We start from the raw sequence: 20,313 nt of genomic DNA on the forward strand, positions 1-20,313 counted from the left end.
TCAGCCGCCGTGAAGGCTGGGCGCGAGCAGCCGCTCGAGCTCCTCCTCGACGTCCGCGGAGACCACGAACAGCAGCTCGTCCCCGGACTCGATCGGCTGCTCGGCGTCGGGGGTGTAGACCTGCCCGTCGCGCAGGATCGTCACCAGCGCGCAGTTCTCGGGGAAGGGGATCAGCCCCGCGGGCTTGCCGACGTACGGCGAGTCCTCGGGCAGCGTGAGCTCCACGAGGTTGGCGTTGCCCTGGCGGAAGGTGAACAGCCGGACGAGGTCGCCGACCGTGACCGCCTCCTCGACCAGCGCCGACATGATGCGCGGCGTCGAGACGTTGACGTCGACGCCCCACGCCTCGGTGAAGAGCCACTCGTTGTTGGGGTGGTTGACCCGGGCGACGGTGCGCGGCACGGCGAACTCGGTCTTCGCGAGCAGCGAGGTCACGAGGTTGACCTTGTCGTCGCCGGTGGCCGCGATGACCACGTCGCAGCGGTCGAGGCGGGCCTCCTCGAGGGAGGACAGCTCGCACGAGTCCGCGAGCAGCCACTCGGCGTCCGGGACACGCTCGGGCTTCATGTTCCCGGCGTCCTTGTCGATGAGCAGGACCTGGTGCCCGTTGGCGATGAGCTCCCGGGCGATCGAGCGCCCGACGGCTCCGGCCCCCGCGATGGCGACGCGCATGTCAGCTCTCCTCTGGGCCGCGGTCGATGACGGAGTAGGCGTGCGGGGCGTTCTCCTCGCGCATCACCAGGTGGACGAGGTCGCCCTCCTGGATGATCGTCTCGCGGGTGGGCAGCATGCCCTCGCCCAACCGGTCGATCCAGGCGATCCGGCTCCGCGTCTGCTCCTGGAAGTGGATGGTCCGCTGGCCGATCCAGGTGTCCGGGACCGGGACCTGGTCGAGGCGGATCGTGCCCGAGGGGTCGCGGAAGTCCGGCTCGGCGCCGGCCGGCAGCAGCCGGCGCAGCACCTGGTCGGCCGTCCACTTGACCGTGGCCACCGTCGTGATGCCGAGCCGCTGGTAGACCTCGGCGCGGCCCGGGTCGTAGATGCGGGCCACGACCTGCTGGATGCCGAACGTCTCGCGCGCGACCCGCGCCGCGATGATGTTGGAGTTGTCACCGCTGGAGACCGCGGCGAACGCCTCGGCGCGGCGGATGCCGGCCTTCTCGAGGACGCTCTGGTCGAACCCCATCCCGGTGACCTTGTCCCCGTTGAAGGAGGGCCCCAGCCGCCGGAACGCGTCCGGCTCGCTGTCGATGACCGAGACGGTGTGGTTGCGGTCCTCGAGGCTGCGGGCGAGCGTCGATCCGACGCGGCCGCAACCCATGATCACGACGTGCACGGTGAAACCGTATCCCAGCCGAGACCTCGGAATGCGCCGGTCGGGACCCCCATGTCGGGGGAGGGGGTCTAGCCTGTCCGTTCGTGGGTGTCGCTGATGTCTCCAAGCGGATCCTCGTCGGCCGGAAGCTCAGGAGCTCCCAGCTCGGCGAGACTCTGCTCCCCAAGAAGATCGCGCTGCCGGTCTTCGCCAGCGACGCGCTGTCGTCGGTGGCCTACGCGCCGGACGAGATCTTCATCATGCTGTCGCTGGCCGGCGCCTCGGCGTACGTCTGGTCGTGGAAGATCGGCCTGGCCGTCGCGCTCGTCATGGCCGTCGTGGTCGCCTCCTACCGGCAGAACGTCCACGCCTACCCGAGCGGCGGCGGCGACTACGAGGTGGCCACCGTCAACCTCGGCCGGACAGCCGGCATCACCGTCGGCAGCGCGCTGCTCGTCGACTACGTGCTGACCGTCGCGGTGTCGATCTCGTCGGGCGCCCAGTACGCCGCCTCCGCGCTGCCGATGCTCGTCGGCCACGAGGCGACGGCGGCGAGCGGCATGGTCCTGCTGCTGATGGCGATCAACCTGCGCGGGATCCGGGAGTCGGGCACCGTCTTCGCGATCCCGACGTACGCCTTCATGGCCGCCATGTTCACGATGTGCGGCTACGGCCTGTGGCGGCTGTTCAACGACACGCTGCCCGAGGTGGAGAGCGCCAGCCTCGACATCGCGCCCGCCGAGGGGTTCGAGGGGCCACTGACCACCGTGGCTCTGATGTTCCTGCTGGCCCGGGCGTTCTCCTCCGGCTGTGCGGCGCTGACCGGTATCGAGGCCGTGTCGAACGGCGTCCCGGCGTTCCGCAAGCCCAAGAGCCGCAACGCCGCGACGACGCTGCTGCTGCTCGGCATGATCGCGATCACGATGATGATGAGCGTCATCGTGCTCGCCGACCAGATGGGCGTGCGCTACGTCGACCCGCACGAGCTCGAGCGGCTGTCCGGCCCGGGCGGGGTGCTGCCCGAGGGTTACGACCAGACCACGCTGATCGCGCAGATCGCCGACGCGCTCTTCGCCGACTTCCGGCCGGCGTTCTACTTCGTCATCACGGTCACCGGCGTGATCCTCATCCTCGCGGCCAACACCGCGTTCAACGGCTTCCCGGTGCTCGGCTCGATCCTCGCCCAGGACGGCCTGGCCCCGCGGGCGCTCGGCTCGCGCGGCGACCGGCTCGCCTACAGCAACGGCATCGTCTTCCTCGCGGCGATGGCGATCGCGCTGATCCTGGCGTTCGACGCCGAGGTCACCCGGCTGATCCAGCTCTACATCGTCGGCGTGTTCGTCTCCTTCAGCGTCGGCCAGCTCGGCATGGTGCGGCACTGGACCCGCCACCTGAAGAGCGCCACCGACCCGGCGGAGCGTCGGCGCATGCAGCGCTCGCGGGTCATCAACGCCATCGGCCTGTCGTTCACCGGCACGGTCCTGGTGATCGTCATCATCACCAAGTTCCTGCTCGGCGCCTGGATCGCGATCCTCGCCATGGGCATCTTCTTCGTGGTCATGCAGGCCATCAGCCGCCACTACGACAACGTGGCCGAGGAGCTCGCCGCTGTCGAGGAGGACAAGGTGCTCCCGACCCGGGTGCACGCGATCGTCCTCGTCAGCAAGCTGCACAAGCCGACGCTGCGGGCGCTGGCGTTCGCCAAGGCCTCCCGTCCGAACGTGCTCGAGGGCGTCTACGTCGCCTCCGACGCGAAGGAGCTCAACCGGCTCCTCGAGGAGTGGGAGATGCGCAACCTCGGCGTACCGCTCAAGGTGCTGCACTCGCCGTACCGCGAGGTCGTCCGGCCGATCGTCGACTACGCCAGCGAGATCCGGAAGGCCAACCCACGCGGCGTGGTCGCGGTCTACATCCCGGAATACGTCGTCGGCCGGTGGTGGGAGCAGCTGCTGCACAACCACACGGCGCTTCGGCTCAAGGGGCGTCTGCTGTTCACCCCCGGCGTGATGGTGACCTCGGTGCCCTACCAGCTGCGGTCGTCGGAGATCGCCCGCGAGCGGGAGTCGCGCGAGGCGGCGTGGGTGCAGGCCGGCGACCTGCGTCGCGGCCAGGTTCGCGACGAGTCCGGCAGCGGCGGGGGGCAGATCCAGCGATGAGCCGGCACACCAGGCAGCGCAAGGCCAAGGGCCGGTCGCGGGTCGGCGAGCGCTTCACCGTCGAGGTAGGCCCCGTCGCCCACGGCGGTCACTGCGTCGCGCGGGTCCCCACCGGCGACGGCGACGAGACCCGGGTCGTCTTCGTCCGCCACGCCATCCCGGGGGAGCGGGTGGTCCTCGAGGTGACCGAGGGCACCGACGGCGACCGGTTCTGGCGCGCGGACGCCGTCGAGGTGCGCGACGCGTCGTCCGACCGGGTCGAGGCGCCGTGCCCGGTCGCGGGCCCGGGCCTGTGCGGCGGCTGCGACTTCCAGCACGTCGCCATCCCGGCGCAGCGGGCGCTGAAGACCCAGGTGGTCCGCGAGCAGCTGGTGCGCATCGGGAAGTTCGACGCCCACGACCCGCTGGTGACCGGCCTCGAGGTCGAGGCGGTGCCGGGCGACGAGGACGGGCTGCGCTGGCGCACCCGCGTCCAGTACGCCCGCACGGCGGACGGCCGTCGCGGGATGCACCCCCACCGCTCCCGCGACGTGATCCCCGTTGACGACTGCCTGATCGCCAGCCGCGACGCGCGCGAGATCCCCTCGGCCCAGCCGGGGACGCCGATCCTCGAGACGGTCGAGGTCGGGGGAGTGGAGCACGCCTACGCCGTCGAGGCGGACGGCTTCTGGCAGGTGCACCCGGGCGCGCCCCGCGTCCTCGTCGGGACGGTGCTCGACCTGCTCGACCCGCAGCCCGGCGAGGCCGCGCTCGACCTGTACGCCGGCGTCGGGCTCTTCACCCGGTTCCTGCGCGACCGGGTCGGCCCGGATGCGCGGGTCGTCGCCGTCGAGGGCGACCGGGCAGCCGCGCGGCACGCCCGCACCAACGTGCCCGCCGTCGTGGCGACCGGCAGCGTCGACCGGGTGCTGGCGGAGTCGTACGACGAGCCGTTCGACCTGGTCGTGCTCGACCCGCCGCGCGAGGGCGCCAAGAAGAAGGTCGTCGACCAGGTGGTCGACCGGGCGCCGCGCGCCGTCGCGTACGTCGCCTGCGACCCGGCCGCACTGGCCCGCGACCTCGCGCTGTTCGCCGAGCGCGGCTACCGGCTGACCCGGATCCGTGCCTTCGACCTCTTCCCGATGACGCACCACGTGGAGTGCGTGGCGCTGCTGGAGCGCTGAGCCGGCAGGTCGCCGGGCTGGCGCGGCGTCAGGCAATCTCGGCGAACGTCTCGACCTTGTCCTGGGGGCCGGAGATGATGATCAGGTCCCCCTCCTCGACCACCGTGTCGGGGGTGGCGTGGGTGAAGTCCTCGCCGGTCCGCTTGACCCCGACGATCGTGATTCCGTACTTCGACCGGGGTCGCGACTCGCCCAGGGGAAGACCGTGCAGGCTGGCCGGCGCGACCGCCTTGACGATGGCGTAGCCGTCGTCGAACTCGATGTAGTCCAGCATCCGCCCCCGCACGAGGTGGGCGACGCGCTGTCCCATGTCGTGCTCGGGGCGGACGACGTGGTGGACGCCGATCTGGCGCAGGATCCGCGCGTGCGACTCGCTGATCGCCTTGGCCCAGATGTTGGGGACACCGAGCTTGAGTGCCACCGAGGCGGACAGGATGCTCGCCTCGAGGTCGTTGCCGATGCCGATGACGATCCGGTCGAACTCGTGCAGCGAGAGCTGGCGCATGGCCTCCTCGTCGGTGCTGTCGGCCTCGACGGCGTGGGTGAGGCGGCCCGCCAGCGACTGCACGACCTTCGGGTCGCCGTCGATGCCGAGGATCTCGACGCCCTCCTTGACCAGCTCGAGGGCGAGGGACTTGCCGAAGCGGCCGAGGCCGATGACGGCGACGGGGGAGCCGGGGCGGCGGCTGTGGTGCCTAGCCAATGAGGGGGCGTCCTTCCGGGAGGGTGTAGCGGAGCTGGCGCTCCCTGAGCGCAAGGGCCGAGACCAGTGTGATGGGTCCGAGGCGGCCGATGAACATCAACGCCACCAGGACGAGCTGCCCCGCGGGTGGCAGGTCGTCGGTGATGCCCGTGGACAGCCCGACCGTGGAGAACGCCGAGACCGCCTCGAACAGCACGTCGTTCGTCTCGAAGCTGGTCAGCTCCAGGAGCACGAGCGTCGCCGCGGCGATCACGCCGATCGAAAGCAGCGCGACCGTCAGCGCCTGCCTCTGCACGCGCTCGCCGATGCGGCGGTCGCCGGCGTTGACGTACCGCTCGCCACGGACCTCGGCGACGATCACGAAGAAGAGGATCACGAAGGTGGTGATCTTGATGCCGCCGGCGGTGCCGGCTGAGCCGCCGCCGATGAACATGAGGGCGTCGGTCCCGAGCAGGGTGCTCTCCCGCATGTCGCCGTAGTCGACGCTGTTGAAGCCGGCGGTCCGCGGCATCACGGCCTGGAAGAAGCCGACCAGCAGCCGCCCCGGGACGTCGTACGCGCCGATCGTCGCGCGGTTGGTCCACTCGCTCGCCGTGACGAAGAGCGTGCCGAGCCCGAGCAGCGCGACGGTCGTCCAGACGGTGAGACGGGTGTGCAGGCTCCACCGTCGCGGTCGGCCCAGCTGTCGCCGGAGCTCGAGCAGCACGGGGAAGCCCAGGCCGCCGCAGATGACCGCGAAGGCGATGGGCAGGCAGATCCACGGGTCGGTGGCGAAGGGGATCAGGTTGTCGGTGTACAGCGCGAAGCCGGCGTTGTTGAACGCCGACACCGAGTGGAAGACGCCGCGCCACAGCGCGGTCCCCGGTGACAGGTCGTAGTGGATCGCGAACCGGAGGGTCAGCAGCAGGGCCGTCACCGACTCGAAGATGAGGCTCACCCTCGCGACCCCGACGAGCACGGACCGGACGTCGCCGAGGCCGAGGCTCTTGGTCTCGGCGGCGGCCGTGAGCCTCGAGCGCAGTCCCATCCGGCGGGTCAGCAGGAGTCCCACCAGGGACGCCAGCGTCATGATGCCGAAGCCGCCGATCTGGATGAGGCCGAGGACGACGGCCTCGCCGAAGCCGCTCCAGTACGTCGGGGTGTCCACGGTGACCAGGCCGGTCACGCAGACGGCACTCGTGGCCGTGAAGAGCGCGGTGACGATCGGGGCGCCGTCGGGATCAGTGCGGGCGACCGGGAGCAGCAGAAGGATCGTCCCGACGAGGATCGCGGCCGCGAACGCCGCGACGATCACCTGTGCCGGGTGGCGGAAGGACGGCCGCCACCTGCGGCGTACGGGCTGGCTGGTCATGCTGGATCCTCGGGGGAGGGAGGGCTGCGCGGAGCCGCGCAGGCAGAGGCTACGCGCTACGCTCCGCGGTCATGGCCCGGGAGGACGTGTCGCTGAAGTACGCGCACGTCGAGCGCGAACGGCGGTGGCTGCTGGCGGCTGAGCCGGTGGGGCTCGATGTGTCGGCGACGCTGCGGATCACGGACCGGTACGTCGACGGCACCAGGCTGCGACTGCGCGAGGTCGAGCACGGCGACGGGCGCGTCGTGCGCAAGCTCGATCAGAAGGTCCGGCTGGGCGGCTCCGGGTCGGGTGCCGGAGAGGTCGCCCACACGACGATCTACCTCGACGAGCCGGAGTGGGCGGCGCTGCTGGTGCTGCCGTCGCACGTCCTGGTGAAGCGGCGGTCGATCTGCGTCGTCGACGGGGTCCGGGTCGCGGTGGACGTGTTCGGAGGTCACGGCCGGGGGCTCGTGCTGGCCGAGGTCGACCGCGGTGACGGCCCCGATCTCGGGCTGCCTGCCGTGCTCGACCCGGTCGCCGAGGTGACCGACGACGAGTTCTTCACCGGCGGGGCGCTCGCCGCGGCCGAGCGGGACGAGGTGGAACGCCGGCTGACGGACTTCCTTCAGAGCTGACCAGTACGCCCGCGGATGCAGATCCGGGTCAGCATCCGGGTGATCGGGTCGTCGGAGGCGAGGTCGGCGACCTCGTCGTCGGCGAGGTCGTGGGTGCCGGTGTGGTCGACCCAGCGGTGGAGGCCGTGGGGCGTGCGCCAGAGCACGGCGCCGGGCCCCTGGGGCGTGCAGGTGTACCGCAGGTGGGTCTTCGCCCGGTGGGCGGTGCGGGAGAGGGGTTGGCCGTCGTGGCTGTTGGTCTGCCCGGGTGGTCCGCCGGGGTCCCAGGGCACGGGATGGTCGGCGTCGACCCGCCGCGACCGGTTGGTGGCGTGGGGGAACCGGCAGCCGGGCCGGGCGAGGTGGAGCCGCTCCCGCACGTGCTCCGGGTGCTCGTAGGCGTCGGTGGCGACGCGGTCGTTGAGGTCGATCACCGGCCGGAGCGTGACGTTCGCGTGGCCCAGCAGGTCGCGCAGCTGGGCCAGGGTGTGGGGTCCGAGGTCCTCGACCCGGGCGACGCCGGGGATGCCGTCGAGCACCGCCGAGTGGAGGTGGACGTAGACCGTCGCGGTCGGCCGCAGGGCGGTCAGGTCGAGGCTGCGCAGCGTGGCGAGCACGTTCTCGCGGATCGCCAACGCCCGCGACACCGGCTGCGCCTCTTCATCGTCGATATCCTCGCCCTCGTCGTGCCAGAGCAGCAGTTGCAGCAGCTCGGCCGGGCGGGCCAGCAGGCCGAAGGCGATCGAGCGGAGCTCGTCGCGCCCGGTCGCCGCGTGCTCCGGGCGGCTGCCGAGGATCTCGACCGCCCGGGTCAGCGTCGCGTCGACCCAGGCGGCGTCGCCGGCGGTCACCCGGGCGATCACGGTGCGCAGCCCCGCGTCGTCGATGCGGGTCAGCGTCACCAGGCGGCGGCGACGGGCCTCCTCCAGCTTCGCCGCGTGGCGGGCCGGGTCGGCCTCGATGATCTTCGCCTCGCAGAGGGACAGCACCTTGCCCGACGGCAGCGAGCCGATGGCGTCGGCCACGGCTGCGTCGACGACGTGGACGACGGGGGCCGGCAGGTGGCGCGACATGCCGGCGACCTTGCGCGCCAGCCAGGGCTCGCAGGCCAGGTCGAGGAGCTTCGCGTGCACGCGAGGGAGCCGGTGGCGCAGGTCGAGCACGTCAGCGGTGACCGAGCGCATCGCCAGCGGGTGGACGCCCCGGGCGACCGCGGCCTCGTGGAGGCACAGCTCGCGCACCTGCGGGGTCCCCTCGCCGCCGACGTCGACCAGCCGGTCGGAGCCGGGCGGCATCGGCAGCTCCGGGTGGGGTCGTGGGTCGAGCCGCGGGTCGGAGGCGTGGAGGTCGGCCCACCGGCCAACCAGCAGCAGGTCGTTGACCTCCGTGGCCCGCCGCATCGTCGTGGCGTCCACCATCGCGGCCGCGGTCGCGGCGGCGTCGAGCCCGTCGACGTATGCGTCGGGCAGCAGGAGCGGGGAGGCCATGCCTCAGTCTACTCGAACAAGTGTTCGAAGGCCAGTGTCTGTACCGAACTTTGTGGACGGGTCCGATCGGGCCATTGAGCCCGGCTCGCGGCCGTGGTTACGTTGCCGGCACCCCCACGTCTGGAGCGCCGCCATGCAGGTGTCCCGATCCTCCTCGCCCCGCCGGCTGGCCGCGGCCGTGGTCGCCGCCCTGATGGCGCTGACGCTGACGACGTCCGCCGGCCCGGCGTCTGCAGGGCAGCAGTCGCGAGGCGCCGACAGGGCCGCGGCCCCTGCTCGGACGTTCGACGTGATGACGCGCAACCTGTACCTCGGCGCCGACCTCACGCCGGTCATCACCGCCCTGGCGGGCGGCGACCAGACGGCGATCGTCACCACTGCCACGCAGACCTGGGCGGCGGTCCAGGCGACGCGGCCCGAGGAGCGCATGGCCGCCGTGGCCGACGAGATCGTCGCCGAGCGGCCCGCGGTCGTCGGCCTGCAGGAGGTGACGCGCTGGACGACGTACGCCACCTACGACCCGGCCACGGGTCAGGCGGGGTCGCCGCAGGTGCGCTACGACTTCCTCGACCTGCTGCTCGAGGCGCTGGCCGACCGGGGCGTGACGTACCGCGAGGTGCGCGGCGCGACGGCGGAGAACTTCGCCTCGCCTCCGATCCCGATCCAGACGGCGACCGGGCTGGGCGCGGTGGCGCTGCTCGACCGCGACGTGATCCTGCGTCGCGCCAACGTCAGGGTGAGGGCCGCGCACGCCGGGCAGTACGAGAACGTGCTGACGTTCCCGACGCCGCTGGGTCAGCTGGCGGTCAAGCGGGGCTGGGGCTCCGCGGACGTGCGGACGAAGCGGGCGACGTTCCGGTTCGTCAACAGCCACCTGGAGGCCGGCGCGGCTGCCGAGCCGCTGCGGGTCGTCCAGGTGCAGGAGCTGCTCGCCGCGCAGGCCGCGATCGTCGCCCGGCACGGCGCGCTGCCGACGGTGTACGTCGGCGACTACAACTCCGAGGCGCCCGCCGCCCCGGCGTACAACCTGCTCGTGGGCTCGGTCGGCACGGACGCCTGGACCGCGGCGAATCCCGGCGCGGCCGGCCCGACCTGCTGCTTCGACGCGGCGCTGCTCTCCGGCGTGCTGACGACCCGGATCGACCTGGTCGTCCACGACGACGACGTCACCACCAACCGCGCCGAGGTCATCGGCGAGGAGCCCGGCGACCGGACGCCCTCGGGTCGCTGGCCCTCGGACCACGCCGGCGTGGTCGCCAGCCTCACGGTCGACTGACCCCCGCCTGCACGGCCCGGCGCCCGCGCGCACGGACCCGCCGTGTCCCGACGACTCGATGTCGTGTATCTTGACGTCAAGACAAAGCGTGACTCGCCGGGACGGGCCGGCTAAGGACAGCCTCACTTCCCCCGCCCTTCCGCGCAGCGGCAAGATGGGCCAGAGCCGACGAGCCCGACCCAGACCAGCATCACGAACCAGCATCACGACCGAGCACCAAGACGAGGAGATGGCGGATGGCCAGTCAGGACAGCTTCGGAGCCAAGAGCACCCTGGACGTGGACGGCAAGTCCTACGAGATCTTCCGGCTCGACGCCGTGACGGGGGAGGGGCTCGACGTCGACTCGCTGCCCTTCAGCCTCAAGGTGCTGCTCGAGAACCTCCTCCGCACCGAGGACGGCGCCGACATCACCGCCGACGACATCAAGGCCCTCGCCGGGTGGGACGAGAACGCCCAGCCCGACAAGGAGATCCAGTTCACGCCGGCGCGCGTGATCATGCAGGACTTCACCGGCGTCCCGTGCGTCGTCGACCTCGCCACGATGCGTGAGGCGATGGCCGAGCTCGGCGGAGACCCGTCCAAGATCAACCCGCTCGCCCCGGCCGAGATGGTCATCGACCACTCCGTCATCGCGGACGTCTTCGGCACCCCCGAGGCGTTCGAGAAGAACGTCGAGATCGAGTACGAGCGCAACCGCGAGCGCTACCAGTTCCTGCGCTGGGGCCAGGGCGCCTTCGACGACTTCAAGGTCGTCCCGCCGGGCACCGGCATCGTCCACCAGGTCAACATCGAGCACCTCGCGCGCACCGTCTTCACCCGCTCTGTCAAGGGAGCGGACGGGTCCGATGTTGTCCAGGCCTACCCCGACACCTGCGTCGGCACCGACTCCCACACCACCATGGTCAACGGCATCGGTGTCGTCGGCTGGGGCGTCGGCGGCATCGAGGCCGAGGCCGCGATGCTCGGCCAGCCCGTGTCGATGCTGATCCCGCGCGTCGTCGGCTTCAAGCTGTCCGGCGAGCTGCCCGAGGGCTCCACCGCCACCGACCTGGTGCTCACCATCACCGAGATGCTGCGCGAGCACGGCGTCGTCGGGAAGTTCGTGGAGTTCTACGGCGAGGGCGTCTCCGCGCTGCCGCTGGCCAACCGCGCCACGATCGGCAACATGAGCCCGGAGTTCGGCTCGACCATCGCGGTCTTCCCGATCGACGAGCAGACCATCGACTACCTGCGCCTCACCGGCCGCTCCGACGAGCAGCTCAAGCTCGTCGAGGCCTACGCCAAGGCCCAGGGCCTGTGGCACGACCCGGCTGCCGAGCCCCGCTACTCCGAGAAGCTCGAGCTCGACCTCTCGACGGTCGTCCCGTCACTCGCCGGCCCGAAGCGTCCGCAGGACCGCGTCGAGGTCACCGAGGCCCGTGACGGCTTCCGCGAGGCGCTCGGTGCGTACGTCGACACCGGCGACACCGACATGCAGGAGACCCACGGGTACGACGACGAGGTCGAGGGCACCTTCCCGGCCTCCGACACCCCGACCCACTCCGGCAACGGCTCGGCGCCGCCGCACGGCCACCCGTCCGCGGCGCACCGGTCCGAGGGCCGCCCGAGCAGCCCGGTCGACGTCACCCTCGCCGACGGCACGAAGTTCACGCTCGACCACGGCGCCGTCACCATCGCGGCGATCACGTCGTGCACCAACACCTCCAACCCGTCGGTGATGATCGGCGCGGCGCTGCTCGCGAAGAACGCCGTCGAGAAGGGCCTGCAGCGCAAGCCGTGGGTCAAGACCACCCTCGCGCCCGGCTCGAAGGTCGTCAGCGACTACTACGAGAAGGCCGGCCTCACGCCGTACCTCGACAAGCTCGGCTTCAACCTCGTCGGCTACGGCTGCACCACCTGCATCGGCAACTCCGGCCCGCTCATCCCCGAGGTGTCGCAGGCCGTGCAGGAGAAGGACCTCGCGGTCGTCTCGGTGCTGTCCGGCAACCGCAACTTCGAGGGCCGGATCAACCCCGACGTGAAGATGAACTACCTCGCGTCGCCGCCGCTCGTCGTGGCCTACGCCCTGGCCGGCTCCATGGACGTCGACCTCTTCGAGGACCCGCTGGGCAAGGACTCCGACGGCAACGACGTGTTCCTCAAGGACATCTGGCCCTCGCCGGCCGAGGTCGAGCGCGTGATCGGCGAGGCCATCACCGCCGACATGTTCGCCAAGGACTACGCCGACGTCTTCGCCGGTGACGAGCGCTGGCAGTCGCTGCCCACCCCGGAGGGCGACACCTTCGCGTGGGACGAGGACTCCACCTACGTCCGCAAGGCGCCGTACTTCGACGGCATGCCCGACGAGCCGGAGCCGGTCGAGGACATCGAGGGCGCCCGCGTGCTGCTCAAGCTCGGCGACTCGGTCACCACCGACCACATCAGCCCGGCCGGTGCCATCAAGAAGGACTCTCCCGCGGGCAAGTACCTCCTCGAGCACGGCGTCGAGCAGCGTGACTTCAACAGCTACGGCTCGCGCCGCGGCAACCACGAGGTCATGATCCGCGGCACCTTCGCCAACATCCGCCTGCGCAACCAGCTCGCGCCGGGCACCGAGGGCGGCTTCACCCGCGACTTCACCCAGGACGGCGAGGTCACCACGGTGTTCGAGGCCTCCGAGAACTACGTCGCCGCCGGTACGCCGCTCGTGGTCCTCGCGGGCAAGGAGTACGGCTCCGGCTCGTCGCGCGACTGGGCCGCGAAGGGCACCGCGCTGCTCGGCGTGAAGGCCGTCATCGCCGAGTCCTACGAGCGGATCCACCGCTCCAACCTGATCGGCATGGGCGTGCTGCCGCTGCAGTTCCCCGAGGGCGAGAGCGCCGAGTCGCTCGGCCTGACCGGTGAGGAGACCTTCACGATCACCGGCGTCACCGAGCTCAACGACGGCCGGACGCCGAAGACCGTCAAGGTCAAGGCCGGCGACGTGGAGTTCGACGCGGTCGTCCGCATCGACACCCCGGGCGAGGCGAACTACTACCGCAACGGCGGGATCATGCCCTACGTGCTGCGCAACCTGCGCAAGGGCTGAGCCACCTGACCGAGCTGACCGCCACCGCGATCGTCCTGATCGCGGTGGCGGTTCTCGTCGGTGCCTTCGTCCAGGCTGTCGTCGGCCTGGGCGTGGGCCTGGTGACCGCGCCCCTGGTCGCGATCCTTGAGCCGTCGCTGATGCCGGCGCTGCCGCTGTGGTTCGGGCTGCTGGTGTCAGGGCTGTCGCTCGCGGGGGAGCGGCAGCACGTCGACTGGCGTGCGATCGCGTGGACGCTGCCGGCCCGCGTCCCCGGTACGGCGCTCGGCACCTGGCTGGTGCTCGTCTTCACCGCCCAGCAGCTCGGCATGGCGGTCGCGGTGATGGTGCTCGTCGCCGTCGGGCTGTCGCTGCGCGCGGTCGACATCCCCGTCACCCGGGTCTCGCTGCTCAGCGCGGGCTTCACCGCCGGCGTGACCGGCACCGCCACCTCCATCGGCGGGCCGCCGATCGCGCTGCTGCTGCAGCACCGCCGGCCCTCGGAGGTTCGCTCGACGCTGGCGGTCTTCTTCTTCATCGGGGTCGTGATGAGCCTGGTCGGGCTGGCCGTGACCGACGCCCTGCCGCTCGCGTCGCTCGTCGTGGCGGCGATCGTCTCGCCCGGCCTGCTGCTCGGGATCTGGCTCGGGACGCGGCTGCGCGACCGGCTGCCGCGCGAGCAGTTCCGCCAGGGCGTGCTGCTCGTGTGCGCGGCCAGCGCGGTCGCGCTGCTCGCGAAGTCGGTCTCCTAGGGCCGAGCCGCCGGGAGCCTCACCAGTCGAGGGGGGCATCGGCGAGTCGACGCTCGTGGAAGTCGCGGATCGCCGCGACGACGTCGGCAGGTAGGGGCTCCGCCGCCGCGGCGACCGAGTCCCGCAGGTGGTCGATCGTGCGGGCGCCGGGGATCACGGTGGAGACGCCGTCGTGGGCCAGCAGGAAGCGCAGGGCGCCGTGGGCGAGCGGCAGCCCGGCGGGCAGCAGTGCTCGGACCTCCTCGACGAGGGCGGCCCGCTCGGCCACCTGCTCACGGGTCCACCGCTCGCGCACGCCGCTGAACACGCTGTCGGCGGTGTAGCGGCCCGACAGCCACCCGGACTCGAGCGGCACCTTGACGATGGTGCCTGCCCCGGCGTCGCGGGCGCGCCCGATCGAGGCCCACGGCTCCTGGAAGAGCGCGGACATCCGCACCTCGAGGGCGCGACTGGAGCTGGTCCGGAGCACCGTGTCGACGTCGTCGCCCCAGTCGACCGAGGCGCCGTACACCCGCAGCAGCCCTTCCTGCCGGAGGTCATCGAGCACGCCGTACAGCTCGCCGCGGGTGCCGTCGAGCACCTCCGGCGGCGGGCTGTGCAGCACGACGACGTCGAGGTGGTCGGTGCCGAGCCGTTCGGCGCTGCGGCGCACCGAGGCCCGGACGCTCTCCGCCGACCAGTCCGAGCTGCCGTCCGGCAGGTGGCCGACCTTGGTGCAGAGCACGACGTCGTCGCGGCGCCTGCCCCGCAGGGCGGTGCCGATGTTCTCCTCGCTGCGGCCGTCGGCGTACCCGGGGGCGGTGTCGATGAACGTCACCCCGGCGTCGAGCGCCTCGTGGACCAGTCGGACGGCCTCGGCCTCGTCCGGGCCCTCGGGCCACTGGGAGGACCGGCCCAGCTGCCAGCCGCCGAGGCCGATCTCACTGACCTCGATGCCGGTCCTCCCGAGCTGACGGATTCTCATCCGCCCATCCTCACAGCGTGGGGTAGTCGGTGTACCCCTCGGCCCCGCCACCGTAGAACGTCGCCTGGTCGGGCTCGTTGAGCTCGGCTCCCGTCCGCCACCGCTCGTCGAGGTCGGGGTTGGCCAGGAACGGGCGGCCCACCGCGACGACGTCGGCGAGGTCCTGATCGAGGACCCGCTCGACGTCCTCGAGCGTCGTCATCTTCTCGAAGCCGGAGTTGACCACGACGACCCCGTCGAAGCGCTCGCGCAGCGAGGCGACCAGCTTGCTCTCCGGGTCGGCGAGGATGCTCAGGTAGGCGAGGCCGAGGTCGGCGATCCCGTCCACGAGCGCCTCGTAGGTCTCGCGGACGTCGACCTCGTCGTTCTCCTCGATGCCGTTGAAGGCGTGGCCGGGGGAGATGCGGATGCCGACGCGGTCCGCGCCGATCTCGGCGGCGATCGCCCTGGTGACCTCGACGGTCATGCGGGCGCGCTCCTCGGGCGAGCCACCGTAGGAGTCGGTGCGCTGGTTGGTGTTCGGCGCCAGGAACTGGTGGAGCAGGTAGCCGTTGGCGGAGTGGACCTCGACGCCGTCGAGACCGGCGTCCACAGCGTTGCGCGCCGCGTCGACGAACTCCTGCACCACGCCGGGGATCTCGTCCTCGGTGAGGGCGTGCGGCTCGGCGTGCGGCTGCAGGCCGGTCGGCGTGAAGATCTCGCCGGGTGCGGTGACTGCGCTGGGCGCGACCGTGGGCAGGCCCCCCTTGTTGTCCGGGTGGGCGATCCGGCCGACGTGCATGAGCTGCATGACGATGCGCCCGCCCTGCTCGTGGACGGCGTCGGCGACCTCGCTCCAGCCCTCGCGCTGCTCGACGCTGTGGATGCCCGGCGTGCCGGGGTAGCCCTGGCCGACGGCGCTGGGCTGCGTGCCCTCGGTCACGATCAGGCCGGCGCCGGCGCGCTGGGCGTAGTAGGTGGCGTTCAGCTCGGTGGGTGCCATTCCTTCCCCCGCGCGGTTGCGGGTGAGCGGGGCCATCACGAAGCGCTGCGGGAGCTCCCAACGGCCGACACGGACGGTCTCGAAGGCACGGGACACGAGGTCACCTTTCGGTTGAAGGCAGTACAACTTTCAACCTTCTTGTGCCCGGTGGTCCGTGGATGGAAACCGCAACCAGGGGTGAGGACCCTCACCCCGGGCCGCGGTCGAAGATTTCCGGGTCCGGCACCCCTCCGGGCGTGACCGTCGGGGCGTGTGGGGAGTTGTAGAGCCGCCCACCTCGACGAGGGACCGATGACCGACACCGACCTGCACGACCGCCTGGCCCGGCAGCTGCACCGGCTGGCCGACGACGCCACCCGCGAGCCCGCGCCTCCCGGCGACCCCGCGCACGAGCTCTGGGACCGGGGTCGCACCTGGCAGCGACGACGTCGCGCCGGTACGGCGCTCGTCGCCGCCGCAGCAGCGGTGGCCGTCGTGGGGGTCGGCACGCTCTCGTGGCGCGCGTCCGGCCCGACGCCCCCGCCGGTCGCCTCCGCGGGCTCGACCATCGCACTGCCTCAGACAGTGCATCAGCCGAGCCGCTGGCTCGAGGGCACCGACGACGGCGGCGAGCTCGGCCGGCTGGTCGCCGTGATGGACGCCGACCGCGGCGCCTGGTGGTGGGGGAGCCGGGGCATCGTGGGCATCTCCGCCACCTCCGGCGACTACAGGTTCCTCGACCTGCCCGACCAGTCCGACGACCGCGAGGTCGCGCTGGCGCCCGACGGCCGGCACGTCGCCTACTGGACCACCGGCCCGACGGCCGAGTCGCCGAACACGAATGGCGACTACCAGCGCGTCTCGACCGGAGTCGCGATCTACGACACCGAGTCCGGTGAGGTCGAGCGGCACGACATCCCCACCGACCACGGCCTGTCTCCGAGAGTGCTGGCGTGGCTCGATGCCGACACGCTCGTCGTCGACCACAGCCAGTACGTCGGCGGCGACGACGACTCGGTCGACGAGCAGTCGATGGCGCGCTGGGCGCCCGCGCTCCGGTGGGACCTCGGTCGAGCCCCGGTGGCCTTCCCCGAGGTGGACGACCTCGACGTGTCGACGTGGGGTCCGAGCAGCAACGGCCGCACGATCGGCTGGGGCGACGAGGGGGAGTTCTGGCTCGCCGAAGGCAATGACCTGCGGCGGGTCGTCGGGACGGAGTCCGTCGATCCGAGTCTCGCCGTCGACCCCACCGGACGCCGGTGGGCGGCGCGTTCCAACATCAACCGGCAGCCCTCGGGCCTGGCGGTGCTCGACGGTGACCGGGTGCGACGGGTGCCGGGCACGGGGAAGGTCTGGGAGGTCCACGGGTGGTCGGACGACGACCACGTGATGGTGCTGCAGCGCGAGGAGGACCCCGACGGCCGGTGGCTCGACATCTGGTGGCTGGTGGAGTTCGACGTCGACTCCGGGGAGCGGACCCGGCGGGTGGAGATGCCGGGCGCACACAGCGGCCAGGTCGCGTGGGCGTCCGACCTGCTGGGCGCGCGTGTGGTCGAGCGGCCGGCGCCGCCCGAGCCGTGGGACCCGCGGGTGACGACGGCGCTGGTGCTGCTGGCGCTCGGGAGCGGCGTGCTCGGTGTGCGCAGCTGGAGGCGACGTGTCGAGCCCTGACCGGTCCGGGTTCGAGGAGTTCGTGGCAGCACGGCGCGGCGCGCTGCTGCGCTCGGCGTACCTCCTCACCGGCAACCACGACGACGCGGAGGATCTGGTGCAGGTAGCGCTGGTCAAGGCCGTGCCGCACTGGGCGCGGATCGCGGATAACCCCGAGCCCTACGTACGCCGCATCCTCGCGCGCGAGAGCATCACCCGCTGGCGGCGACGCCGCTGGCGCGAGGTCAGCACCGACGCCGTGCCCGACACGGCAGGGCAACCCGCCGACGCCGATGCGGTCCACGACCTGCGCGCGGCCCTGGCCCGGCTCGCGCCGCGGCAGCGGGCGGTGGTCGTGCTGCGCTACTACGAGGACCTCACGGAGCGGCAGACCGCCGAGGTGCTCGGCATCTCCGTCGGCACGGTCAAGTCGCAGTCGCGCGACGCCCTGACACGGCTGCGCGGGCTGCTCCCGGACCTCGCTAGCGTGAGCGCATGATCGTCGCTGTCAGCGCTTCGCGGAGACGGCCAGGGCGAGGGCGGGCAGGAGGAGTCTGTACGCCTCGCCGCTGAGGTGGAGGCCGTCGTGGACGAAGGCCCGAGGGCCAAGGGGCGCGATGAGAGGTCGGGGGTCGAGCACGCGTGCCGCGCAGGACTCGGCAACGGAGACGGCCGCGGCGCGGTACTGGGTCACCACCGCCTGAGTCCGATCGCCCGGGCCGAGCCGTTCCTCGTCCACTCCAGGGGGCAGCAAGATGACCCAGCTTCGGACCGGCGCCGAGACCATGAAGTGCGTCAGAGCTTCTTGGAACTCGGGCACCGAGATCGCGTTCCACGGTGCAGCCTCGTTGGTGCCGACGGAGACCACAGCCGTGTCCGCGCTGCTGAGGATGACACCTATGGCCTGCATTTCGAGGTCGAGCACGGTGGCTCCACCCACGGCTGCGTTGGCAACATCGTTGCCGATAAGCGGGAGGTCGCGCCGGAGACGGGCCAGGTGGCTGTCCCCGAGGAGCACGATCCGCACTTGCCCCACCCTAGGTCGCCGGCGGCACGTGAGGGTGAGGCTCACCAGGACGGATAGCCTCGCCGCATGATCGTCGCCTTCAGCATCAGCCCCGCCGTCACCGACGACACCGGCGGGGTGAGCGCCGCCGTCGCCGAGGCGGTGCGCGTGGTCCGCGAGTCCGGCCTCCCCAACGAGACGAACGCGATGTTCACCAACATCGAGGGGGAGTGGGACGAGGTCATGGCGGTGGTCAAGAAGGCGGTCGACGCCGTCGCTGCGGTCTCGCCGCGGGTCGGCCTGGTGCTGAAGGCCGACATCCGTCCGGGATACGACGGCCAGCTCACCGCCAAGGTCGAGCGGATCGAGCAGGCGCTCGCGGACTGAGGTCCGCCTGCCGGGCCGGTGAATCGGCGGGCTAGTGGACCGGCGAGCGCAACGCGGCCAGCTGGGTCTCGGTCTCGCGGAAGCCGACGGAGCGGTAGATCCGGATCGCGAGGTAGTCGGGGTCGGCGACCATCACCAGCGTGGTGGCGCCGAGCTCGTCGAGCGCCCAGCGGCTGGCGTGGTGGACGAGGGTCCCGCAGAGCCCCTGCCCCCGAGCATCCGGGTGGGTCTTGACCTCCTGGAAGCGGGCGAGGCCGGGGGACGCCTCGAGCAGCCCCAGCGACGAGAGCAGGCGGCCGTCGAGGAAAGCGCCGTACCAGCGGCCGTGCCCCTGCTCGACGAGCGCGCGCTGCGCCTCGTTGCGGCGTACGACGAACTCCGGGGTGATCCACTCGCCCTCGCCGGCGAGGGCCAGTGCGACCTGCTGCTCCCAGTCGTCGTCGCTCGTGAGCGGCCGCAGCTCGGCCTCGGTGTTCGGGCGCGGCGGCGGGTGCACGGCCTGCGCCGTCATCACCGACGAGCCGTCGACCTCGTAGCCGGCGTCGACGAGCGGCTTGAGGTCGGCCGTCGTCCGCTCGGCGCCGTCGACACCGAAGGCGCGGTGCGCGGCCAGCGGGAACTCCCGGACGAACTCGTCCTCCCAGCCGTCGACCGCGCCTGCGACGGGCGGCTCGGCGAGCAGGAGGAAGTTGCCCCAGTAGAAGGTCGGGTTGTCGGGCGTCCGCACCACGAGGTGGTTGCCGTGGTCCTCGACCGTGCTGCCGGCCAGCGTCAGCAGGGCGAGGTCGGTGCGCCAGGCGAGGGACTCCACGTGCATGTCCGGCAACCTACCTGCGACCGACCGGCAGCGTGGCACGATCGTCGGGTGCACTCCGAGATCCGCAGCTATCGCACCGGTGGTTCCACGACCGTCCTCGACCTGACCCGGGACTGTGCCGACTTCGTCTCCGGCTGCGGCAGCGGCCTGCTGCACGTCTTCGTGCCGCACGCCACCGCCGGCCTCGCGATCATCGAGACCGGCGCCGGCAGCGACGACGACCTGCTGGCCGCGCTCGACGACCTGCTGCCCACCGACGACCGCTGGCGGCATCGGCACGGTAGCCCCGGCCACGGCCGCGACCACGTGATGCCCGCGCTGGTCCCGCCCTACGCGACCCTGCCGGTGCTCGACGGGCAGATCGCCCTCGGCACCTGGCAGAGCGTGTGCCTCGTCGACCTCAACGTCGACAACGCCGAGCGCGAGGTGCGGTTCAGCTTCATTGCCGGTTGAGGCCCTGCTCCGGTGCGGGGGTTTCGAGGCTCGGCCGTGGCCGGCCTCGCACCTCAACCACCGGTGCCCTGCGCCGGTGCGGGGGTTCCGAGGCTCGGCCGTGGGGCGGTTTCAACCTGCGTTCGCAACACCGGTCTTGTTGTCGTGTTCGGACAGTAGCTTGTCCAGGGCCTCGGCCGGGGTGCGCCAGTCGAGGGTCTTGCGGGGTCGGTTGTTGAGCTCGATGGCG

General features: G+C 71.7%; 19 protein-coding genes. 10 read left to right on the forward strand and 9 right to left on the reverse strand.

Going from position 1 to position 20,313, the window contains the following annotated elements:
* Both ACFP2E_RS03980 and ACFP2E_RS03985 read right to left on the reverse strand, forming a co-directional pair.
* On the reverse strand, positions 1-672 hold the full coding sequence (locus ACFP2E_RS03980) for a potassium channel family protein (RefSeq protein ID WP_378521168.1): 672 nt from the start codon (positions 670-672) through the stop codon (positions 1-3).
* A 1-nt stretch (position 673) separates the two neighbouring features.
* Positions 674-1,336 (reverse strand): potassium channel family protein, encoded by a 663-nt coding sequence (locus tag ACFP2E_RS03985; protein ID WP_378521167.1) that lies wholly within the window; start codon positions 1,334-1,336, stop codon positions 674-676.
* A gap of 83 nt (positions 1,337-1,419) precedes the next feature.
* On the opposite strand from ACFP2E_RS03985, the gene ACFP2E_RS03990 reads away from it, so the two are divergent.
* Together ACFP2E_RS03990 and ACFP2E_RS03995 are read left to right on the forward strand one after the other, a co-directional pair.
* Positions 1,420-3,471: an APC family permease gene (locus ACFP2E_RS03990; RefSeq protein WP_378521166.1), complete on the forward strand. Its 2,052-nt coding sequence runs from the start codon at positions 1,420-1,422 to the stop codon at positions 3,469-3,471.
* On the forward strand, positions 3,468-4,634 hold the full coding sequence (locus ACFP2E_RS03995; RefSeq protein WP_378521165.1) for a class I SAM-dependent RNA methyltransferase: 1,167 nt from the start codon (positions 3,468-3,470) through the stop codon (positions 4,632-4,634). The genes ACFP2E_RS03990 and ACFP2E_RS03995 overlap by 4 nt, the downstream gene beginning before the upstream one ends.
* Positions 4,635-4,662: 28 nt before the next feature.
* Here the strand turns inward: ACFP2E_RS03995 and ACFP2E_RS04000 are convergent, their stop codons facing one another.
* Both ACFP2E_RS04000 and ACFP2E_RS04005 read right to left on the reverse strand, forming a co-directional pair.
* Positions 4,663-5,337 carry a potassium channel family protein gene (locus tag ACFP2E_RS04000; protein WP_378521164.1) on the reverse strand — a complete coding sequence of 225 codons (675 nt, stop codon included), beginning with the start codon at positions 5,335-5,337 and terminating at the stop codon, positions 4,663-4,665.
* On the reverse strand, positions 5,330-6,688 hold the full coding sequence (locus ACFP2E_RS04005; RefSeq protein ID WP_378521163.1) for a TrkH family potassium uptake protein: 1,359 nt from the start codon (positions 6,686-6,688) through the stop codon (positions 5,330-5,332). The genes ACFP2E_RS04000 and ACFP2E_RS04005 overlap by 8 nt, the downstream gene beginning before the upstream one ends.
* 71 nt (positions 6,689-6,759) lie before the next feature.
* On the opposite strand from ACFP2E_RS04005, the gene ACFP2E_RS04010 reads away from it, so the two are divergent.
* The gene (locus ACFP2E_RS04010; protein ID WP_378521162.1) at positions 6,760-7,305 is read left to right on the forward strand and encodes a hypothetical protein; all 546 of its coding nucleotides are present in this window, start codon (positions 6,760-6,762) and stop codon (positions 7,303-7,305) included.
* Here the strand turns inward: ACFP2E_RS04010 and ACFP2E_RS04015 are convergent.
* Entirely contained in the window at positions 7,296-8,771 is a 1,476-nt protein-coding gene (locus tag ACFP2E_RS04015; RefSeq protein WP_378521161.1) for a hypothetical protein, read from the reverse strand. The two genes, ACFP2E_RS04010 and ACFP2E_RS04015, sit on opposite strands and share 10 nt — an antisense overlap.
* A 133-nt stretch (positions 8,772-8,904) precedes the next feature.
* On the opposite strand from ACFP2E_RS04015, the gene ACFP2E_RS04020 reads away from it, so the two are divergent.
* From ACFP2E_RS04020 to ACFP2E_RS04030, 3 genes are all read left to right on the forward strand, one after another.
* Positions 8,905-10,047 carry an endonuclease/exonuclease/phosphatase family protein gene (locus tag ACFP2E_RS04020; RefSeq protein WP_378521160.1) on the forward strand — a complete coding sequence of 381 codons (1,143 nt, stop codon included), beginning with the start codon at positions 8,905-8,907 and terminating at the stop codon, positions 10,045-10,047.
* A 236-nt stretch (positions 10,048-10,283) separates the two neighbouring features.
* Positions 10,284-13,115: an aconitate hydratase gene (locus ACFP2E_RS04025; RefSeq protein WP_378521159.1), complete on the forward strand. Its 2,832-nt coding sequence runs from the start codon at positions 10,284-10,286 to the stop codon at positions 13,113-13,115.
* 44 nt (positions 13,116-13,159) lie between these two features.
* On the forward strand, positions 13,160-13,846 hold the full coding sequence (locus ACFP2E_RS04030; RefSeq protein ID WP_378521158.1) for a sulfite exporter TauE/SafE family protein: 687 nt from the start codon (positions 13,160-13,162) through the stop codon (positions 13,844-13,846).
* A 19-nt stretch (positions 13,847-13,865) separates the two neighbouring features.
* On the opposite strand, the gene ACFP2E_RS04035 is transcribed toward ACFP2E_RS04030, so the two are convergent.
* Positions 13,866-14,810, reverse strand: a complete 945-nt coding sequence (locus ACFP2E_RS04035) for an aldo/keto reductase (RefSeq protein WP_378521157.1) — start codon at positions 14,808-14,810, stop codon at positions 13,866-13,868.
* Between the two features lie 10 nt (positions 14,811-14,820).
* Entirely contained in the window at positions 14,821-15,888 is a 1,068-nt protein-coding gene (locus tag ACFP2E_RS04040; RefSeq protein ID WP_378521156.1) for an alkene reductase, read from the reverse strand.
* A gap of 195 nt (positions 15,889-16,083) precedes the next feature.
* On the opposite strand from ACFP2E_RS04040, the gene ACFP2E_RS04045 reads away from it, so the two are divergent.
* Both ACFP2E_RS04045 and ACFP2E_RS04050 read left to right on the forward strand, forming a co-directional pair.
* On the forward strand, positions 16,084-17,442 hold the full coding sequence (locus ACFP2E_RS04045) for a hypothetical protein (protein ID WP_378521155.1): 1,359 nt from the start codon (positions 16,084-16,086) through the stop codon (positions 17,440-17,442).
* Positions 17,429-17,920 carry a SigE family RNA polymerase sigma factor gene (locus tag ACFP2E_RS04050; protein WP_378521154.1) on the forward strand — a complete coding sequence of 164 codons (492 nt, stop codon included), beginning with the start codon at positions 17,429-17,431 and terminating at the stop codon, positions 17,918-17,920. Before ACFP2E_RS04045 ends, ACFP2E_RS04050 begins: the two co-directional genes overlap by 14 nt.
* 9 nt (positions 17,921-17,929) lie before the next feature.
* Here the strand turns inward: ACFP2E_RS04050 and ACFP2E_RS04055 are convergent, their stop codons facing one another.
* Entirely contained in the window at positions 17,930-18,448 is a 519-nt protein-coding gene (locus ACFP2E_RS04055; protein WP_378521153.1) for a GDSL-type esterase/lipase family protein, read from the reverse strand.
* A gap of 66 nt (positions 18,449-18,514) precedes the next feature.
* Here ACFP2E_RS04055 and ACFP2E_RS04060 point away from each other — a divergent pair, with 66 nt between their 5' ends.
* Positions 18,515-18,814, forward strand: a complete 300-nt coding sequence (locus ACFP2E_RS04060; RefSeq protein ID WP_378521152.1) for an MTH1187 family thiamine-binding protein — start codon at positions 18,515-18,517, stop codon at positions 18,812-18,814.
* Between the two features lie 31 nt (positions 18,815-18,845).
* Here the strand turns inward: ACFP2E_RS04060 and ACFP2E_RS04065 are convergent, their stop codons facing one another.
* Entirely contained in the window at positions 18,846-19,631 is a 786-nt protein-coding gene (locus tag ACFP2E_RS04065) for a GNAT family N-acetyltransferase (RefSeq protein WP_378521151.1), read from the reverse strand.
* A 48-nt stretch (positions 19,632-19,679) separates the two neighbouring features.
* On the opposite strand from ACFP2E_RS04065, the gene ACFP2E_RS04070 reads away from it, so the two are divergent.
* Positions 19,680-20,084, forward strand: a complete 405-nt coding sequence (locus ACFP2E_RS04070; RefSeq protein WP_378521150.1) for a YjbQ family protein — start codon at positions 19,680-19,682, stop codon at positions 20,082-20,084.
* The last annotated feature ends 229 nt before the right edge of the window (positions 20,085-20,313 follow it).

This window comes from Nocardioides sp. GCM10027114 (assembly GCF_042659625.1).
GTDB lineage: Bacteria > Actinomycetota > Actinomycetes > Propionibacteriales > Nocardioidaceae > Nocardioides.

What these genes read in the sequence shown, in the direction of transcription:
- ACFP2E_RS03980 (WP_378521168.1), bottom strand. Translation starts at nt 672, where the DNA reads ATGCGCGTCGCCATCGCGGGGGCCGGAGCCGTCGGGCGCTCGATCGCC.
- ACFP2E_RS03995 (WP_378521165.1), top strand. Translation starts at nt 3,468, where the DNA reads ATGAGCCGGCACACCAGGCAGCGCAAGGCCAAGGGCCGGTCGCGGGTC.
- ACFP2E_RS04005 (WP_378521163.1), bottom strand. Translation starts at nt 6,688, where the DNA reads ATGACCAGCCAGCCCGTACGCCGCAGGTGGCGGCCGTCCTTCCGCCAC.
- ACFP2E_RS04010 (WP_378521162.1), top strand. Translation starts at nt 6,760, where the DNA reads ATGGCCCGGGAGGACGTGTCGCTGAAGTACGCGCACGTCGAGCGCGAA.
- ACFP2E_RS04015 (WP_378521161.1), bottom strand. Translation starts at nt 8,771, where the DNA reads ATGGCCTCCCCGCTCCTGCTGCCCGACGCATACGTCGACGGGCTCGAC.
- ACFP2E_RS04020 (WP_378521160.1), top strand. Translation starts at nt 8,905, where the DNA reads ATGCAGGTGTCCCGATCCTCCTCGCCCCGCCGGCTGGCCGCGGCCGTG.
- ACFP2E_RS04025 (WP_378521159.1), top strand. Translation starts at nt 10,284, where the DNA reads ATGGCCAGTCAGGACAGCTTCGGAGCCAAGAGCACCCTGGACGTGGAC.
- ACFP2E_RS04035 (WP_378521157.1), bottom strand. Translation starts at nt 14,810, where the DNA reads ATGAGAATCCGTCAGCTCGGGAGGACCGGCATCGAGGTCAGTGAGATC.
- ACFP2E_RS04045 (WP_378521155.1), top strand. Translation starts at nt 16,084, where the DNA reads ATGACCGACACCGACCTGCACGACCGCCTGGCCCGGCAGCTGCACCGG.
- ACFP2E_RS04060 (WP_378521152.1), top strand. Translation starts at nt 18,515, where the DNA reads ATGATCGTCGCCTTCAGCATCAGCCCCGCCGTCACCGACGACACCGGC.
- ACFP2E_RS04065 (WP_378521151.1), bottom strand. Translation starts at nt 19,631, where the DNA reads ATGCACGTGGAGTCCCTCGCCTGGCGCACCGACCTCGCCCTGCTGACG.